This window comes from Bradyrhizobium sp. Crot121 (assembly GCF_059512385.1).
Genome location: NZ_JCAMOR010000004.1, coordinates 241,026 through 258,498, shown reverse-complemented (window position 1 = coordinate 258,498; position 17,473 = coordinate 241,026). Strand labels below are relative to the sequence as shown.

Below are 17,473 nucleotides of genomic sequence, written 5' to 3'. Positions count from 1 at the left end.
CCATCAACCCGCCCTGCCGCCTCAAGCGGCGGGCACCTGTCCCTGATTATCGTGTCTCACGATAAGGGTGCACTTCACTCTTCGCGGATAAAGTGGCCCCAGATTGCGCGGAGCCTGTCATCGGGCGCGCGTTCGCGCGACCCGCTGGCTCTCCGGGCTACGGGACCTTCCTCCGCCGTTCCCGCTTGCGCCACTCCGCAACGAACGCCACGAACGCGGCGAGCGCGGGCGGCGTTTGGCGGCGGCTCGGATAATAGAGAAACGGGCCCGGGAACGGCGCGCACCAATCGTCGAGCACGCTGACCAGCGCGCCGGATTTGACGCCGTAGCGCACATATCCCTCGAACGTGGCCCAATATCCGACGCCGTCATGGACGGCGCGCAGCGCAAGCCCGAGATAGGTTGCGATCAGCTTGGCCGGCGGCGACACCTTGACGACGCGTCCTGCTTTTTCGAACTCCCAATCGTACATCGCGCCGCTGCCGAAGCGGGTGCGGATACAGGGATGGTCGAGCAGATCCTTTGGCTGCGTCGGCCGGCCATGCTGCGCGACATAGTCGCGCGAGGCCACGACTGCGTAGCGTTGCGGCGGCCCAAGCGATACCGCGATCATGTCCTGCGCGAGATGCTCGCCATAACGCACGCCGGCATCGAACCCTTCCGCGACGATGTCGACGAACGCGCTCTCGGCGATGATTTCCAGATCGACTTGCGGATGTTTTGCCAGGAACGGCGCCACCATCGGCGCCAGCACCAGGTCGATGGCCGGCGGCGGCGCATTGATGCGCAGGCGACCTGACGGCACGCCGCGTAAGCCGCGCACCTGATCGAGCGCCGCGCCGACCTCGCGCATCGCAGGGCCCACGCGCGCGAGCAACAATTCGCCGGCCTCGGTCAGCGCCACGCTGCGCGTGGTGCGGTTCATCAGGCGCACGCCGAGCCGCTCCTCCATGTCGCGCAGCCGCTGGCTGAGGCTGGAGACCGAGACGCGCTGCTCCAGCGCCGCGCGCCGAAAATTCTGCGTGCGGGCCACAGCGAGGAAGGCTCTGAGGTCGCGAAGGTCGAAATCCTGCATTGTTCGCTATAGTGAACAAGCTATTCTCAATTGTCCAGCTTATCGAAATAATCAACGTGGCGCATATCCGCCTCGTCACGCGCGGCATCCATCCGCCGCCCATTTCGAGGAGAAGCTGCCATGGAAAAACGCAAACTCGGCTCAACTGGCCCCGAGGTCTCGGCCATCGGCCTCGGCTGCATGGGCATGTCGGATTTCTACGGCCCCGCCGACCGCAACGAGAGCATCGCGACGATCCATGCGGCGCTCGATGCCGGAATCACGCTGCTCGACACCGGCGACTTCTATGGCATAGGCCACAATGAGATGCTGATCGCCGAAGCGCTTGCCGGCCGCAGCCGCGACAATCTGCAGATCTCGGTCAAGTTCGGCGCGCTGCGCGATCCCAACCGGGGTTTTCTCGGCTACGATAGCCGGCCAGTCGCGGTGAAGAACTTTGCCGCCTATTCGCTGCAGCGGCTCCGCACCGACCATATCGACATCTACCGGCCGGCGCGGCTCGATCCCAGCGTGCCGATCGAAGAGACCGTCGGCGCGATCGCTGACCTGATCAAGGCCGGGCACGTCAGGCATATCGGCCTTTCGGAAGTCGGCTCGGAGACCATCCGCCGCGCGCACGCCGTGCATCCGATCGCCGATCTGCAGATCGAATATTCGCTTGTAGCGCGCGGCATCGAGGACGACATCCTGAAGACCTGCCGCGAGCTTGGCATCAGCATCACGGCTTACGGCGTCCTGGCGCGCGGCTTGATCAGCGGCCACTGGTCGAAAGAGCATTCCGGCCCGCAGGATTTCCGCCTGCTGAGCCCGCGTTTCCAGGCCGGCAATATCGACACCAACCTGGCGTTGGTGGATTCACTTCGCGCCATCGCCAAGGACGTCGGCGCATCTCCGGCGCAGGTCGCGATTGCCTGGGTCGCCGCGCAGGGCAAGGATATCGTGCCGCTGGTCGGTGCCCGCCGCCGCGACCGTCTCACCGAGGCGCTCGGCGCGCTCGAGGTGAAACTGACGGATGCGCATCTCGCCGCGCTGGCAAACGCCTTTCCGCCCGGCGTCGCCGCCGGCGGCCGCTATCCGGAGGAGCACTTGAAGCACATGGACAGCGAGAAGCGCGCTTCGTGACACTCAAAGATGCCCGCTCAGATCGGTGATGACAGGGTTGTCACCGTTGAGCGGATTGGCCGGATCGCGCGCGTAACGCAGGGTCTCGAAGCGCATCGCGCGCGCATCCACCATCAAGAGGCGCCCGACCAGGCCCTCGCCGAAGCCGACGATCTCGCGGATCGCCTCCAGCGCCATCATAGAGCCCAGCATGCCGGCGAGCGCGCCCATCACGCCGGCTTCCGCGCAGGCCGGCACCGTGCCGGGCGGCGGAGGTTCGGGAAACAGGCAGCGATAGGTCGGATTGAACTCGCCGGTGGCATTCTTCTCATGCGCGCGGATCGTGGTCAGCGAGCCGTCGAATACGCCGAGCGCGGCCGTGATCAGCGGCTTGCCGGCGAGGAAGCAGGCATCGGAGACGAGATAGCGCGTCTCGAAATTGTCGGAGCCGTCGAGCACGAGGTCATAGCCGCCGATCAGCGACATCACGTTATCAGCGTCGAGCCGCACCGTATGCGCCTCGAAATTGACATGCGGGTTGAGCGCATGGATCTGCTCGGCGGCGCTGTCGACCTTGCGTTTGCCGATATCCGGCGTCGCATGGATGATCTGGCGCTGCAGATTGGAGAGCGACACGATATCGTCATCGACGACCCCGAGCGTGCCGACGCCGGCCGCCGCCAGATACATCAGCGCCGGCGCGCCAAGGCCGCCGGCGCCGATCACCAGCACCGAAGCCTCCTTCAGCGCCGCCTGCCCGGGCCCGCCGACTTCGCGCAACACGATGTGGCGGGCGTAGCGTTCGAGTTCGTCAGCAGTCAGCATTGTTGCTTACATCCTTATCGCCACCGCCAAACCCTCATGGTGAGGAGCCGCGAAGCGGCGTCTCCTGACGATGCTATCGCATCGCCGGGCGAACCATGAGGCCCGGACCTCGCCCGTGGCCCATCCTTCGAGACGGCCGCTTCGCGTCCTCCTCAGGATGAGGTCGGAGTCGTGAACCCAGGTGTGGTTGTTGCCGACCAAGCAGATGTGCATAATCGACCCACCGCGCAATAACCTCCCGGATTTGTCATGAGATCGGTGCTTTCGGCAACATTGATGGTCGTGACAATGGGGAGCGCACAGGCGCAGATGACCCCGCCGTCCACCGCCGGCGCCAAACCGAAGACAGTCGCGACCGTGCCGGTCCGCCCCGCGCTGCAGAAGCCCGAGGAGACGGCCAACGGGATGGCGCAGGCCGAGCGGCTCGCGCTGCAATCCGATCTCGCCTGGGTCGGCCAGTACAATGGCGCGATCACGGGCGATGTCAGCGAGCGCATGGTCAACGCGATCAAGGAATTCCAGAAATCGCGCGGCGGCAAGCCGACCGGCGTGCTCAACCCGCAGGAGCGTGGCGTGCTGGCCGAGACCGCGCGGCGCAAACAGGAGAGCGTCGGCTGGCGGATTGTCACCGAGCCCGGCACCGGAGCGCGGCTCGGCATTCCCTCAAAACTGGTTCCGCAACTCGCAAGCGGTGTCGACGGCGCCAAATGGACGTCACCGACGGGGACGATCCAGGTCGTGCTGGCGCGCCGCAAGGAGGCGAGCCCGACCACTGCAAAACTTGCCGAACGCGAGAAGGAGCCGGGGCGGACCGTCGACTATACCGTCGTCAAGCCGGATTTCTTCGTGCTGTCGGGCCTGCAGGGGCTGAAGAAATTCTACATCCGCGGCACGTTCAAGGGCGACGAAGTTCGCATCCTCACCATCCTCTACGACCAGGCGACTGAAAATACCGTCGAGCCGGTGGTGATCGCGATGTCGAGCGCGTTCAACCCGTTCCCATCAGGTCCCCAGGTTGCAGGCCCCCCGCCGCGCAAGACGGTGGAATATGGCACTGGCGTTGTCGTCAGCGACGACGGCGCGATCGTGACCGACCGCTTGGCCACCGACGTATGCATCGCGATCACGATTGCCGGTCACGGCAATGCCGACCGGATCGCCGAAGACAAGGAACACGATCTCGCGCTGCTGCACATCTATGGCGCGCGCGGATTGAAGCCGCTGAATATCGGCGCCACTGGCGCAAAGCCGGCGCTCGACCTCACCGGCATCGCCGATCCGCAGAATCAGGGCGGCGGCAACGCCGTGAGCAGCGCCAAGGCGACAGCCATGGCTGTTGGCAGCGATGTCACGCTGACGCCGGCGCCCGCGATCGGCTTCTCCGGTGCCGCGGCGCTCGATACCGACGGCAAGTTCGCCGGTCTCGCTTTGCTGAAGCCGGTGGTCGTCGCCGGTCCGGCGAATGCGGCACCCGCGTCGCAGGCGATGCTGGCGCCGGCCGAGACGGTGCGCGGCTTCCTGAAAGCCCATGGTGTGACCGCGAATGGCACATCGACCGACGCAAAGGCCGCCGTGGTGCGCGTGATCTGCGTGCGGAAATAGCGCTCGCTCCTCCCCTCGCCCCGCTTGCGGGGAGAGGCCGGATGCGTCGGCAGATGCAATCCGGGTGAGGGGCTGACTCCGCGAACTCATCTCTTACCGAATTTGCGGAGACAGCCCCTCACCCCAACCCTCTCAGGGCGAGTTCTGCTCGTCCCGCCCCCGCAAGAGCGGCGAGAGGGAGCCGACGTCACGCCAATCTGAACCTTACCCCCGCACGCGCCAGCCCACCGGCGATCCCGATCGGCGTGCCGTCGGCGCGCCAGCAGGCGGCGCCCAGCATGCGGCCATCCTCATCAAACTCGATCGCGTTCATGCCGCCGGCGACGGAGGATACCGGCGCGACCGTGTGACCTAGGCTCGCGAGTTTCTCGCGCACGCTCTCGGGAACGGCGAGTTCGACTTCGAGCGCATTGCCCTCGGTCCATACCCGCGGCGCCTCGACCGCTTCCTGCAGGCTCATGCCGTGATCGATCAGGTTGATCAGCGCCTGCATTGCGCTGGGGAAGATGCGTTTTCCTCCGGGCAGGCCGAGCGCATATTTCAGTTTGCCATCGCGCAGCGCCATCATCGGCGACATCGAGGTGGTGACGCGCTTGCCGGCCGCCAGCGACAGCGCGTGGCCGGGACGCGGATCGAACAGATGCATGTAATTGTTCGCGATGGCACCAAGGCCGGGGATCAGGATCTTGGCGCCGAACAGATTGTTGATGGTTTGCGTGGTCGCAACCACATTGCCGAACGCATCCGCCGCCGTCAGATGCGTGGTATGCGCGCCTTCGAGCTGCGCAACGCCCCCGCCCCAGGCTTGCGCCCGATTGGGATCGATCGCACGCCGGCGCTCCTCGGCATAGGCTTTCGACGTCAGCCGCTCCACGGGCACGTTGACATAGGCGGGATCGCCGCTTGCCGCTGCGCGATCGGCGAAGGCGATCTTCAGCACTTCGGCGAGATAATGAATCGTCTCGGCGCTGCCGAAACCAAGGCTCGCGATGTCGTAGCCTTCGAGGATGTTCAGCATCTCCGCGATGTGTACGCCTGATGCGGCCGGCGGCGGCGGTCCCAGGATGGCCCAGCCGCGATAATCGGCGCGGATCGGTTGGCGCTCGACGGTCTTGTAGGCCGCGAGATCGGCGCGGCGAATGTATCCGCCATTCTTCTCCATGTAGTGGACGAGGATATCGCCGAGCGAGCCCTGATACAGCGCGGCCTCGCCGTGCTCGGCGATATGGCGCAACGTCTCCGCATATTCGGCCTGCACCACGCGTTCGCCGATCTTCAGCGGTTCGCCGTTCGGAACGTAGATCGCGGAAATCGGCTTGTCCTTGCGCATATCGGCAGCGCTCTCGCGGATGCATTCGTGCAAGTAAGGCGTCACCGCATAGCCGCGGGCGGCATGCTTGATCGCGGGCTGCATGACATCGGCAAGGCTCATGGTGCCGAATCGCCGCAGCGTCTCGCACCAGGCCATCAGCGAACCCGGCACCGCCACCGCCTTCGCACCCACGCAATTCTCATCGCCGACGGTGTCGAACACGTCATGCGCCGAACCCGGCTTCGAACTGTAGGTGTCGGGACGGACCGCGAGCGGCACGGTGCTCTGGCCGTCGATGAAGCGATGCGTGCCGTCAGCGAGACGGATATGCGCCATGCCGCCGCCGATGATGCCGACCATCATCGGCTCGACCACGGTTAGCGTGAACAATGTCGCGATCGCCGCATCGATGGCATTGCCGCCAGCGGCCAGCATCTCGGCGCCCGCGCTTGAGGCCAGCGGATGATTGCTGACCACCATACCGCGGCTGGAGATGGCTGGTTGCTTCTCGCACTCGAAATGTGTCGCCGCGCGATCTCGCCAATTCTCGCTCATGACGTCGCTCCCATTATTGTCGGTTATTTTTGGCATTTCGGGCACCAGAACGTCGAACGACCATTCTGGGTGAAGCGTTTCACGGTGCCGTCGCAGCCCGGAGTCGGGCACTTCTCGCCTTCGCGGTCGTAGACCTGGAACGAATGCTGGAAATAGCCGAGTTCGCCATTGGTCTGGCGATGGTCGCGCAACGATGAGCCGCCGGCCTTGATCGCCTGGTTCAACACATCGTGGATCGCAGTGACCAGTCGTTCTGCGTGCTCCGTCGGCTCCGCCGTCTTCTTCCTGGCAAGCGTTGCCGCCAGCCGGCGCGGCGACAGGCGTGCGCGAAACAGCGCTTCGCAGACGTAGATATTGCCGAGCCCTGCGACCACGCGCTGGTCGAGCAGCGCCGCCTTCAGGCTGGTTTTCTTGTTGGCGCAGGAGTGCGCCAGCATCGCGGCATCGAATTCGTTGCCGAGCGGTTCGGGGCCGAGGCCCTTCAACAGCGGCTCGTCCTCGATCGCGTTGCGCGCGATCACTTTCATGTAGCCGAAGCGGCGCGGGTCGTTGAAGATGATCGCAGCCCCCGACGACATGTGGAAGATCACATGATCGTGCGCGCGGTCCTGATTGCGCTCGTAATGGAAATGTCCCGGCGCGGCCTTGTCATCGTCCTTGAGCACGCGGAACGAGCCGGACATGCCCAGATGCATCAAGAGCACGTCGCCCGAGGTCAGGTCCGCCATCAGATATTTCGCGCGACGGCCGAGACCCGCGACAGTTTGCCCTTCCAGCCGCGCGACAAAGTCTTTTTGAAAGGGAAACCGCAGGTCCTTGCGGCGGGCTTCCGCTTTCAGGATTTTCGCACCCTCCATGGACGGCTGCAGGCCGCGGCGGACGGTCTCGACTTCGGGGAGCTCGGGCATGGAAAGGTCATTCACGCGGGGCGGGATCGGCAAAAGTGTAAGCGGTTTTGCGCCCCTTCGCCCGCCAAATTAACAATTTGCCAACAATCCGCCAGATCACAGCCGGTTTGGCGGATTGTGCGCGGAGGTGCTGACGTGATAGCGCCATTGCGGCGGGCGCGCTATGGTCGCGCTCCTTAAGGTAATGCGTTGATGGATCGGCGGGACCAAACCACCCATTTCGGCTACAGGGACGTTCCCCTGGGCGAGAAACAGACGCTGGTGAACGAGGTGTTCCACAGCGTGGCGTCGCGTTATGACTTGATGAACGATCTGATGTCGATCGGCCTGCACCGGGTCTGGAAGGACATCATGATCACCCAGCTCAATCCGCCGAAGAGCGAAGCGCCGTTCGCGCTGCTCGACGTCGCGGGCGGCACCGGCGATATCTCTTTCCGGGCGGCGAAGGCGGGCGGTCCCGGTTTCCGCGCCACTGTCTGCGACATCAATGCCGACATGCTCGAGGTCGGCCGCAACCGTGCTCGCGCCCAGCATCTCGATGAACGGGTCTCGTTCGTCGCCGGCAATGCCGAGGCGCTCAGCTTTCCGGACCGTTCGTTCGACGCCTACACGATCGCGTTCGGCATCCGCAACGTGCCGCGGATCGATGTCGCGCTGCGCGAGGCCTATCGCGTGCTGCGACCCGGCAGCCGCTTCCTCTGTCTTGAATTTTCCACTGTCGACGTGCCCGGCCTCGACCGGCTCTACGACATGTTCTCGTTCAGGGTGATCCCGCCGCTCGGCCGCGCCGTGACCGGCGACGCCGAGTCCTATCAGTATCTCGTCGAATCGATCCGCAAGTTTCCACGGCCCAGCGCCTTTGCCGAGATGATCACTGCCGCCGGCTTTGCGCGGGTGAAATGGGAAATCCTCTCGGGCGGCATCGTGGCGCTGCATTCGGGCTGGCGTTTGTGATCTCTGCAACAACACACATCGCGCGCCTCGCCCGCGCCGCCTACGTCTTCGCGCGCGAGGGCGTGTTCGGAGTCGTCGATCCGGCCCTGGTGCCGCCGCCGGCACAACTCCTGGTGAAGCTCGCCCGCTTGGTCGAACGGCGCGGCGCCAAATCCGGCCCACGATTGTCGCGCGCGCTGACGCGGCTCGGGCCGGCCTATCTCAAGCTCGGCCAGTTCCTGGCCACACGGCCCGACGTGGTCGGCGTAGTGTTGGCCAAGGATCTGGAGAGCCTGCAGGACCGGCTGCCGCCGTTCCCGCAGGCCGAAGCCGAAGCTGTGATCGTGCAGTCGCTGGAACGCCCGCTGGCGCAGAGTTTCGTACGGCTCGGCCCCGCAGTCGCCGCCGCCTCGATCGCGCAGGTGCATCGCGGCGAGATCGAGCGCAACGGCGTGCGCCAGCAGGTGGCCGTGAAGGTGCTGCGGCCGAACGTCGCCTCCCGCTTCCGCCGCGATCTCTCCGATTTCTTCTTTGTCGCGCACAAGGCGGAAGCCCATTCGGCCGAAGCGCGGCGCTTGCGGCTGGTCGAGGTCATCAACACGATGTCGCGCTCGGTCGCGATGGAGATGGACCTCCGCCTGGAGGCTGCCGCCCTCTCCGAGATGGCGGAAAACATCAAGGACGATCCGGATTTCCGCGTGCCGGCGGTGGACTGGGACCGCACCACCCACAACGTGCTGACGATGGAATGGGTCGACGGCATCCCGCTGAACGACCGTATCAGGCTGGAGCAAGCCGAGGTCGATCTGCCCGATCTCGGCCGCAAGGTGATCCAGAGCTTCCTGCGTCACGCGCTGCGCGACGGCTTCTTCCATGCCGACATGCATCCCGGCAATCTCTTCCTCGACGATAACGGCCGGCTGGTGGCGGTCGATTTCGGCATCATGGGCCGGCTCGGGCAGAAGGAGCGGCGCTTCCTCGCCGAGATCCTGCTCGGCTTCATCACCCGCGACTATCGCCGCGTCGCCGAGGTGCATTTCGAGGCCGGCTATGTGCCGGGGCATCACTCGGTGGAGAATTTCGCGCAGGCCATCCGCGCCATCGGCGAGCCGATCCACAATCGCACCGCCGAGGAGATCTCGATGGCGCGGCTGTTGACGCTGCTGCTCGAGGTCACCGGCCTGTTCGACATGCAGACGCGTCCCGAATTGATCCTGCTGCAGAAGACCATGGTGGTGGTCGAAGGCGTGGCGCGCGGCTTCGACCCCAAGCTCGACATCTGGAAGATCGCCGATCCCGTGGTGCGCGAATGGATCGAGCGCAATCTCGGACCGGTCGGGCGCATCCAGGGCGCGATGTCAGGGGCCGGCGAACTCGCCCGCGTGCTGGCGCATCTGCCCGACATCGCCTCGCGCGCAGTGGCGGTGCTGGGTAGTCTGGAGAAGATGACGCGCGAGGGCGTCACGCTGTCCCCGCAGACGATCGCAGCGATGGGACAGACCGAGGGCCGCAAGAACCGCTGGCGGACCGTCGCGCTCTGGATCATCGCGGCCACTTTCATCGGAATCCTGATTGCGGTCCGGAATCTCTGATTGCAATGACAGCGTCTGATGCTAGCATTGCTGTCAAATCGATGGTGCGGCCATGGCCAATCTGACTATTCGCAAGCTCGATGACGCCGTTCGAGACGAACTGCGCCTGCGCGCCGCCCGTAACGGGCGCTCGGTCGAGGATGAGGTACGGGTCATCTTGGGCGAGGTGGTTGCGGGGCAGCCCTCCGAGGTCCCGCTCGCAGCTTCCGCGCGCCCGCAGGCCGCTGTAGCATCGGCCAATGGCCTCGCTCGCGTCACCCTGATCATCGGCGGCGGCATCGCCGCCTACAAGGCGCTGGACTTGATTCGGCGGCTCAAGGAGCGCCAGATTCACGTCCGCTGCGTGCTGACCAAGGCGGCGCAGCAATTCGTCACCCCGCTTGCCGCCAGCGCCCTGTCGCATGAGCGCGTCTATACTGACCTGTTCGATCCCGAGAGCGAATTCGATGCCGGCCACATCCGCCTGGCACGCGAGTGCGACCTGATCGTAGTGGCGCCGGCGACCGCGGACCTGATCGCTAAAATGGCGCATGGCCATGCCGACGATCTCGCCTCCGCGATCCTGCTCGCCGCCAACCGCCCGATCCTGCTGGCGCCGGCAATGAATCCGCTGATGTGGAACAACGCCGCCACCCGCCGCAACGTGCTGCAGCTCCGCCGCGACGGCATCCTGACCGTCGGCCCCAACGCCGGCGAGATGGCGGAGGCGGGCGAAGCCGGCGTCGGGCGGATGGCCGAGCCGACGGAAATCGCCGCCGCTGCCGAACATGTCCTGCGCCCGCCGCATCGGCGCCCGCTTCAGGGCAAGCGCGTGCTGATCACCGCAGGGCCAACGCATGAGGCGATCGATCCGGTGCGCTATATCGCCAACCGCTCCTCTGGCAAGCAGGGCTTTGCCATCGCCGCCGCCGCGCGAGATGCCGGCGCCGAAGTCGTCCTGGTCTCGGGGCCGGTCGATCTCGCCGATCCCCCCGGCGTGTCGGTAATCTCTGTGGAATCCGCGCGCGACATGCTGCACCGGGTGGAAGCGGCGCTGCCGGTGGATGTCGCGATCTTCGCGGCCGCGGTCGCCGACTGGCGGGTCGCCAATGAAGGCGAGCAGAAATTGAAGAAGACCACAGCCGGCGTGCCGTCGCTGCAACTGATCGAGAACCCCGACATCCTCGCCACCATCGCCAAGCTGCAAGACAAGCGCCCGCCGCTGGTGATCGGTTTCGCGGCCGAGACCGAGCATCTGATCGACAATGCGAAGGCAAAGATCGCCCGCAAGGGCTGCGACTGGATCGTGGCCAATGATGTTTCGCCGGCCACCGGCGTGATGGGCGGGGACCGCAACACCGTCCATCTGCTGACGCGCGAGGGCGAGGATATCAGCGTCGATTCCTGGCCGGTCATGACCAAGGAACAGGTCGCCACAGAACTGGTGGCGCGGATCGCGAAGGCTGTGGAGGCGAAATCGTGAGTGCGACAATCAAGGTCGATGTCAGGCAATTGCCGCATGGCGAAGGCCTTCCGCTGCCGACCTACCAGACCGCCGATGCCGCCGGGCTCGATCTGCTCGCCGCAGTGCCCGAAGAAATGCCGCTGGTGCTCGCATCAGGCAAATATGCGATGGTTCCGACCGGGCTGACGATCGCGCTGCCGCCGGGCTATGAGGCGCAGGTGCGGCCACGCTCGGGACTTGCCGCCAAGCACGGCGTGACCGTGTTGAATTCGCCTGGTACCATCGACGCCGACTATCGCGGCGAGATCAACGTGCTCCTGATCAATCACGGCGAGGCGCCATTTTCGATCCGACGCGGCGAGCGCATCGCGCAGATGGTGATCGCACCGGTCGTGCAGGCGGAACTGGTTCCCGTGACCGTGCTGTCCAGTACCGAACGAGGCAGCGGCGGCTTCGGCTCGACCGGGCGATAAGCCATTCGAATGCGGATAAAATTTGCGCTGGCGCATGAATTGAGCCCCGCATTTTTCACAGCGTGTCTTGCGTTCACGATCTGGACTCTTACTCGCTGAGTCAGCTTGAGGATATGCTTCCTCGATTCGTGAGCACGGCGGGGGTCTGACGCCGGGCTGAAGTCGTGCGTTCTGGGGCAATTTATGTCAGGCGTGGTCGCCGCAATGCGTCGAAGCCTGCTGTCGTGCACCTCACTGGCGCGCGACGGCCTGATGGGGCTCGCCGCTACATTGGCGCTGCCCACGGGATCGGCGCGCGCCGGTGACTGGCTGTTCGAGCCGGCGATCTCGGCGTGGTTCGACCTCGATCACCAGGAATTCGTTCTTTTCACCGCCGCGGTTGCGTTGCTCGGCTTTTCCGTGGTCGCCGCGATCCTCTTGATGCGCACGCGCGCTCGCGCCAGCCGGAGCGAGGGGCGCCTGCGCGCCGAGATCGCCGATCTGCAGGCCCAATCCGATCGTCTGCGCGCGCTGCTGTTTGCCGAACCGCAGGTCCTGATTTCCTGGGCGGCCGGCAACAATCGCCCCGAGATCAGCGGCGACATCGCATTGCTGACCTCGCAGGAGGCGACCCAGACCTCGCCCCAGCGCGTGCTGGCATTCGGAACCTGGCTGCCGCCGGAACCGGCGCTGCAGATGGACCACGCCGTCGACGCGCTGCGCGAGGCCGGCCAGGGCTTTCTGCTCAACCTCACGACCGCGAACGGCCGCGCGATCGAGGCCATGGGTCGCGCCATCGGCGGCCAGGCGATCGTGCGGATGCGCGAGCTCGGCGGCTTGCGCCGCGAATTGGCCGAGGCCAATCTGCGCTACAAGATGCTGCAGGAGGAAACCGAGCTGCTGCGCGATTTCGCCGCCGCCGCACCCTGGCCGATCTGGGCCAAGAATGCGCAGGACGATCTGCGCTATGCCAATACGGCCTATCTGCGGGCGACGGAGGGCGCGAGCATCGCGGATGCAATCACCCGCAATCTCGAGCTCCTGGAGAACGATCAGCGGGTCGAGATGGCCAAGGCGCTGCACGAATATGCAACCTATGCCGCGCGACTGCCGATCGTGGTCGGCGGCGAGCGGCGGATCTACGACGTGCAGGCGATGAAGCTTGCCGGCGGCAGCGCCGGCATCGCCATCGACGCCAGCGAGGTTGCCGCCCTTCGCGCCGCGCTCACCCGGATGGCGGAAGCGCATCGCCGCACCCTCGACCAGCTCTCTTCCGGCGTCGCCGTGTTCGACGCCGACCGGCGGCTCGCCTTCTACAACGAATCCTATCGCCGCCTCTGGGATCTCGATCAGGCATTCCTCGATAGCAACCCGGACGATTCCAGCGTCCTCGATCGGCTGCGCGCCGCGCGCAAGCTGCCGGAGCAGCCGGACTTCCGCGCCTGGAAGGCCAAGCTGCACGAAGCCTATCGCGCGGTCGAATCGGAGAGCTACACGTGGTTCCTGCCGGACGGCCGCGCGGTCAGTGTCGTCACCACGCCGAATCTCGAAGGTGGCGTCACCTATCTCTTCGACAACGTCACCGAAAGCCTCGATCTGGCGCGTCGCTTCGACGGCCTGATCCGGGTCCAGCACGAGACCCTCGACAATCTGAACGAAGCAGTCGCGGTGTTCGGCAGCAATGGCCGGGTGCAGTTGTTCAACCCGGCATTTGAGAAGATGTGGCGGCTGCCGGCGGATGCGCTGCGCGAGCAGCCGCATATCGAGACCGTAGAAGCGCTGTGCAGGCCGCTGTTCGACGATCCGATCGTCTGGCGCGCGCTGCGCGAGGCGATCACTGCGATCGAGAACCGGGCCCAGGTTGCGCTGAAGCTCGAGCGCAAGGACGGCAGCGTGCTGCATTGCATGACCATGCCGCTGCCCGACGGCGCGACCATGCTGACGTTCCAGGACATCACCGACACCGAGAATGTCGAACGCGCGCTGCGCGAGCGCAACGAGGCGCTGGAAGCGGCCGACCAGATGAAGGTCGATTTCGTCCACCACGTATCCTACGAATTGCGCGCGCCGCTCACCACCATCATCGGCTTTGCGCATTTCCTGTCTGATCCCTCGACCGGACCGCTCAACGCGAAGCAGGCCGAATATCTCGACTACGTCACCAAATCGACCAACGCGTTGCTCGCGCTCACCAACAACATCCTCGATCTCGCTACCATCGATGCCGGCGCGATGACGCTCGAGCTCGGCTCCGTCGATATCGGCAAGACGATCGAGGCCGCGGCCGAAGGCATCCAGGACCGGCTCGCGACCGACCGCATCACGCTCAAGGTCGACATCGAGCCCAATATCGGCGAATTCATCGGCGACGAACGGCGCGTGGTGCAGGTGCTCTATAACCTGCTCGCCAACGCCGTCGGCTTCTCCCCGCATGACGGGACGGTCACGATCTCTGCGCGACGTGCCGACCACAGCGTCGTATTCGCGGTGACCGACACCGGCCCGGGCATCGCGCCTGAGGTCAAGGACAAGGTATTCAACTGGTTCGAGAGCCATTCCCATGGCTCGCGGCACCGTGGCGCCGGCCTCGGCCTGTCGCTGGTGCGCTCCTTCGTCGAGTTGCATGGCGGCAAGGTCCGCGTCGATTCGACTGTCGGCAACGGCACGACCGTGACCTGCATCTTCCCGGTCGACCAGAACGCGCATCGCAACGCCGCCGAATGATTGTCACCAGCACATTCTCGGTCGCACTCGCCAATGAGGCGGCGACCGCGCATCTGATGGCGGATCTCGCGCTCTTGATCGGCCCCGGCGAAGTCATCGCGCTCTCCGGCGATCTCGGCGCCGGCAAGACCGCCGCGGCCCGCGCGCTGATCCGCTATCTCGCCACCGATGATACGCTGGAAGTGCCGAGCCCGACCTTCACGCTGGCGCAAACCTACGAGTTGCCGGCGTTCCCGCTTGTTCATGCCGATCTCTACCGCATCAATGACGCGAGCGAACTCGAGGAGATCGGGCTGTCGCCTTTGCCTGACGGCGCGGTAGCGCTGATCGAATGGCCGGAGCGCGCACCGGATGCCTTGCCGCCGGATCGTATCGACATCGCGCTGAGCCACCGGCCGGCGCTGGGATCGAACGCGCGGGCGGCCGAGATCACCGGCCACGGCAAGGCCGCCGCCGTCGTCACGCGGCTGAAGGCGCTGCGCCAATTCCTCGACAATGCCGGCTACATCGACGCGCGGCGCGAGCGCATGCCGGGCGATGCCTCGACCCGCTCCTACGCCCGGCTGTTCGACGACAATGGCAGCGTCATCCTGATGAATTCGCCGCGCCGCCCCGACGGGCCGCCGATCTATGACGGCAAGTCCTACAGCGCCGCCGTCCATCTCGCCGAAGACGTCAAGCCGTTCGTCGCCATCGACAACGGACTACGCGAGCGCGGCTTCTCCGCACCCGCGATCCGCCACTCCGACATCGATCTGGGATTCCTGATCACCGAGGATTTCGGCAAGGACGGCGTCGTCGAAGGCAACCCGCCGGCGCCGATCACCGAGCGCTATGAAGCCGCGACCGACATGCTGGCAGCCTTGCATCGCGAGAAGCTGCCAGAGGAGCTGCCACTGTCGCCGCAGCTCACCTACGACATCCCCGTCTTCGACATCGATGCATGGCTGGTCGAGCTGGGCTTGATGATCGAGTGGTACCTGCCGCAGCGCGGCGTCACCCTCGCATCGGGTTTACGCAATGAATTTCTCGCGATGTGGCGAACGCTCCTGGAAAAGCCGGCCGCGGCGCCACGGACCTGGGTGCTCCGCGACTTCCACTCGCCCAACCTGATCTGGCTCGGCGAGCGCACCGGCATCCTGCGGGTCGGCCTGATCGACTTCCAGGACGCGGTGCTGGGACCTGCCACCTATGACCTGGTGTCGCTGCTCCAGGACGCGCGGATCGATGTGCCCGAGCAGCTCGAGCTCACACTGCTCTCCCGCTACATCAAGGCGCGGCGGGCCACCGAGGAGCATTTCGACGCGGCCAGCTTCGCCGAGCTCTACGCGATCATGTCGGCCCAGCGTAACACGCGTCTGCTCGGGACCTTTGCGCGGCTCAACGGGCGGGATGGCAAGCCGCATTATCTCAAGCACCAGCCGCGGATCTGGACTTACCTCACTCGTTCACTGGCTCACCCGGCACTGGCCGGCCTCCGCGAATGGTACGCGGCCCACGTTCCGCCGCCGGTTTCCTGATTTACCCCCTGTTAGCCCAAGCCGCCCTAGTGTGACACACGCTCGGGATGCAGAGCGGCTGGATCATGTTCAGGATCATGATCGAGGTTAAGGATTGAGTCGGCCATGAAAGCAGAACGGCGCCGCGGCGAGCGTGTCACCTTCGAACGCGGCATTCCCGCGCACATGATGGGGATCGATGGCACGTGGCGGCGCGACTGCACCATGGAAGACGTTTCCGAGACGGGCGCCAAACTGACGGTCGAGGGCTCCGTGGAGGGCCTGCACCTGAAGGAGTTCTTCCTGCTGCTGTCATCGACCGGGCTTGCCTATCGCCGCTGCGAATTGTCCTGGGTCAACGGCGATCAGATCGGGGTCAATTTCCTCAAGCAAGGCGACAAGAAGAAGAAGGCGGGCAAGCGCGGCTCGCAACCCGCCGAGGTCTGAAAACTGCTGTTTTACAGCATGATCCGGAAAAGTGGAGACCGGTTTTCCGAAAAGATCATGCTCAAACAAAGAGATGAGATCATGATCCCGATTTTGTCGAATCGGATCATGATCCAGGACGTTTTCTTTCCCGTCGCACGGGCGTCATGTCCGGCGACTATCGCGTCGACCTTATGCGCGCCCCAAATCGGCGTGATAGGATAGCGCGCGTCACGATTTGAACGGTTCGAGAGCCCGGAAGAATGTCCGTCACCCCCCGTAGAGCCATGGTCCTCGCCGCCGGTCTCGGCCTGCGCATGCGGCCTTTGACCGACCATATGCCGAAGCCGCTGGTAAGCGTGGCGGGCCAGCCGCTGCTCGATCATGTCCTGGACAAGCTTGCCGCTGCCGGCGTGAGCGAGGCCGTGGTCAACGTGCACTATCTGCCCGACCAGATCATCGAGCACGTCAAGACGCGGAAGCAGCCGCGCGTGATCATCTCGGACGAGCGTGACAACGTGCTGGGCACCGGCGGCGCGGTCGTGAAGGCGTTGCCGCTGCTCGGGCGTGAGCCGTTCTTCCACGTCAACGCCGACACCATGTGGATCGACGGCGTGCGGCCGAACCTGGCGCGGCTCGCGGAGACCTTCGATCCTGCGAAAATGGATATTCTGCTGCTGATGGCGCCAACCGCGAGCAGCATCGGCTATGGCGGCCGCGGCGACTATTCCATGCTGCCGGACGGCGCCTTGCGCAAGCGGCGGGAACAGCAGGTGGTGCCGTTCGTCTATGCCGGCGCCGCCATCATGTCGCCGTCGATCTTTGCCGACGCCCCCGCAGGCGAGTTCTCGCTGACCAGGCTGTTCGACCGCGCCAACGAGCAGGAACGGCTGTTCGGGCTCAGGCTCGACGGTGTCTGGATGCATGTCGGAACCCCCGACGCCGTGCAAGCCGCGGAAGAAGCGTTTTTGGAAAGCGTGGCCTAGGCTAAGCCAACCCCAGCAATCGTCATGCCCCGCGCAGGC

Annotated in this window: 14 protein-coding genes; 10 read left to right on the top strand and 4 right to left on the bottom strand. The window is 65.2% G+C overall.

What is annotated here, in order from left to right; genetic code table 11:
• Nucleotides 1-157: 157 nt before the first annotated feature.
• On the bottom strand, nt 158-1,075 hold the full coding sequence (locus AC5ZGW_RS07255; RefSeq protein WP_130226683.1) for a LysR family transcriptional regulator: 918 nt from the start codon (nt 1,073-1,075) through the stop codon (nt 158-160).
• Nucleotides 1,076-1,195: 120 nt separating this feature from the next.
• On the opposite strand from AC5ZGW_RS07255, the gene AC5ZGW_RS07250 reads away from it, so the two are divergent.
• Nucleotides 1,196-2,197: an aldo/keto reductase gene (locus AC5ZGW_RS07250; protein ID WP_130226684.1), complete on the top strand. Its 1,002-nt coding sequence runs from the start codon at nt 1,196-1,198 to the stop codon at nt 2,195-2,197.
• A gap of 3 nt (nt 2,198-2,200) precedes the next feature.
• On the opposite strand, the gene AC5ZGW_RS07245 is transcribed toward AC5ZGW_RS07250, so the two are convergent.
• Entirely contained in the window at nt 2,201-3,001 is an 801-nt protein-coding gene (locus tag AC5ZGW_RS07245) for a HesA/MoeB/ThiF family protein (protein ID WP_130226685.1), read from the bottom strand.
• 249 nt (nt 3,002-3,250) lie between these two features.
• Between AC5ZGW_RS07245 and AC5ZGW_RS07240 the strand changes: the two genes are divergently transcribed.
• The gene (locus AC5ZGW_RS07240) at nt 3,251-4,603 is read left to right on the top strand and encodes a serine protease (protein ID WP_130226686.1); all 1,353 of its coding nucleotides are present in this window, start codon (nt 3,251-3,253) and stop codon (nt 4,601-4,603) included.
• 187 nt (nt 4,604-4,790) lie between these two features.
• Here the strand turns inward: AC5ZGW_RS07240 and ggt are convergent, their stop codons facing one another.
• The gene (gene ggt / locus AC5ZGW_RS07235; RefSeq protein WP_130226687.1) at nt 4,791-6,470 is read right to left on the bottom strand and encodes a gamma-glutamyltransferase; all 1,680 of its coding nucleotides are present in this window, start codon (nt 6,468-6,470) and stop codon (nt 4,791-4,793) included.
• A gap of 23 nt (nt 6,471-6,493) precedes the next feature.
• On the bottom strand, nt 6,494-7,378 hold the full coding sequence (gene mutM, locus AC5ZGW_RS07230; RefSeq protein ID WP_130226688.1) for a bifunctional DNA-formamidopyrimidine glycosylase/DNA-(apurinic or apyrimidinic site) lyase: 885 nt from the start codon (nt 7,376-7,378) through the stop codon (nt 6,494-6,496).
• Nucleotides 7,379-7,570: 192 nt separating this feature from the next.
• Between mutM and ubiE the strand changes: the two genes are divergently transcribed.
• The 8 genes from ubiE to AC5ZGW_RS07190 all read left to right on the top strand — a co-directional run bounded on the left by ubiE (nt 7,571) and on the right by AC5ZGW_RS07190 (nt 17,434).
• Entirely contained in the window at nt 7,571-8,332 is a 762-nt protein-coding gene (gene ubiE / locus AC5ZGW_RS07225; protein WP_130226689.1) for a bifunctional demethylmenaquinone methyltransferase/2-methoxy-6-polyprenyl-1,4-benzoquinol methylase UbiE, read from the top strand.
• Complete coding sequence (gene ubiB, locus AC5ZGW_RS07220) at nt 8,329-9,903, top strand: 2-polyprenylphenol 6-hydroxylase (protein WP_130226690.1); 1,575 nt, start codon at nt 8,329-8,331, stop codon at nt 9,901-9,903. Before ubiE ends, ubiB begins: the two co-directional genes overlap by 4 nt.
• Before the next feature lie 52 nt (nt 9,904-9,955).
• The gene (gene coaBC, locus AC5ZGW_RS07215) at nt 9,956-11,365 is read left to right on the top strand and encodes a bifunctional phosphopantothenoylcysteine decarboxylase/phosphopantothenate--cysteine ligase CoaBC (RefSeq protein ID WP_130226691.1); all 1,410 of its coding nucleotides are present in this window, start codon (nt 9,956-9,958) and stop codon (nt 11,363-11,365) included.
• Complete coding sequence (gene dut, locus AC5ZGW_RS07210) at nt 11,362-11,820, top strand: dUTP diphosphatase (protein WP_130226692.1); 459 nt, start codon at nt 11,362-11,364, stop codon at nt 11,818-11,820. The genes coaBC and dut overlap by 4 nt, the downstream gene beginning before the upstream one ends.
• A 183-nt stretch (nt 11,821-12,003) precedes the next feature.
• Nucleotides 12,004-14,523: a PAS domain-containing sensor histidine kinase gene (locus AC5ZGW_RS07205; RefSeq protein WP_130226693.1), complete on the top strand. Its 2,520-nt coding sequence runs from the start codon at nt 12,004-12,006 to the stop codon at nt 14,521-14,523.
• Nucleotides 14,520-16,043: a tRNA (adenosine(37)-N6)-threonylcarbamoyltransferase complex ATPase subunit type 1 TsaE gene (gene tsaE / locus AC5ZGW_RS07200; RefSeq protein WP_130226694.1), complete on the top strand. Its 1,524-nt coding sequence runs from the start codon at nt 14,520-14,522 to the stop codon at nt 16,041-16,043. The genes AC5ZGW_RS07205 and tsaE overlap by 4 nt, the downstream gene beginning before the upstream one ends.
• A gap of 105 nt (nt 16,044-16,148) precedes the next feature.
• Nucleotides 16,149-16,469 (top strand): PilZ domain-containing protein, encoded by a 321-nt coding sequence (locus tag AC5ZGW_RS07195; RefSeq protein ID WP_028167294.1) that lies wholly within the window; start codon nt 16,149-16,151, stop codon nt 16,467-16,469.
• A 242-nt stretch (nt 16,470-16,711) separates the two neighbouring features.
• Complete coding sequence (locus AC5ZGW_RS07190; protein WP_130226695.1) at nt 16,712-17,434, top strand: nucleotidyltransferase family protein; 723 nt, start codon at nt 16,712-16,714, stop codon at nt 17,432-17,434.
• Nucleotides 17,435-17,473 lie beyond the last annotated feature (39 nt).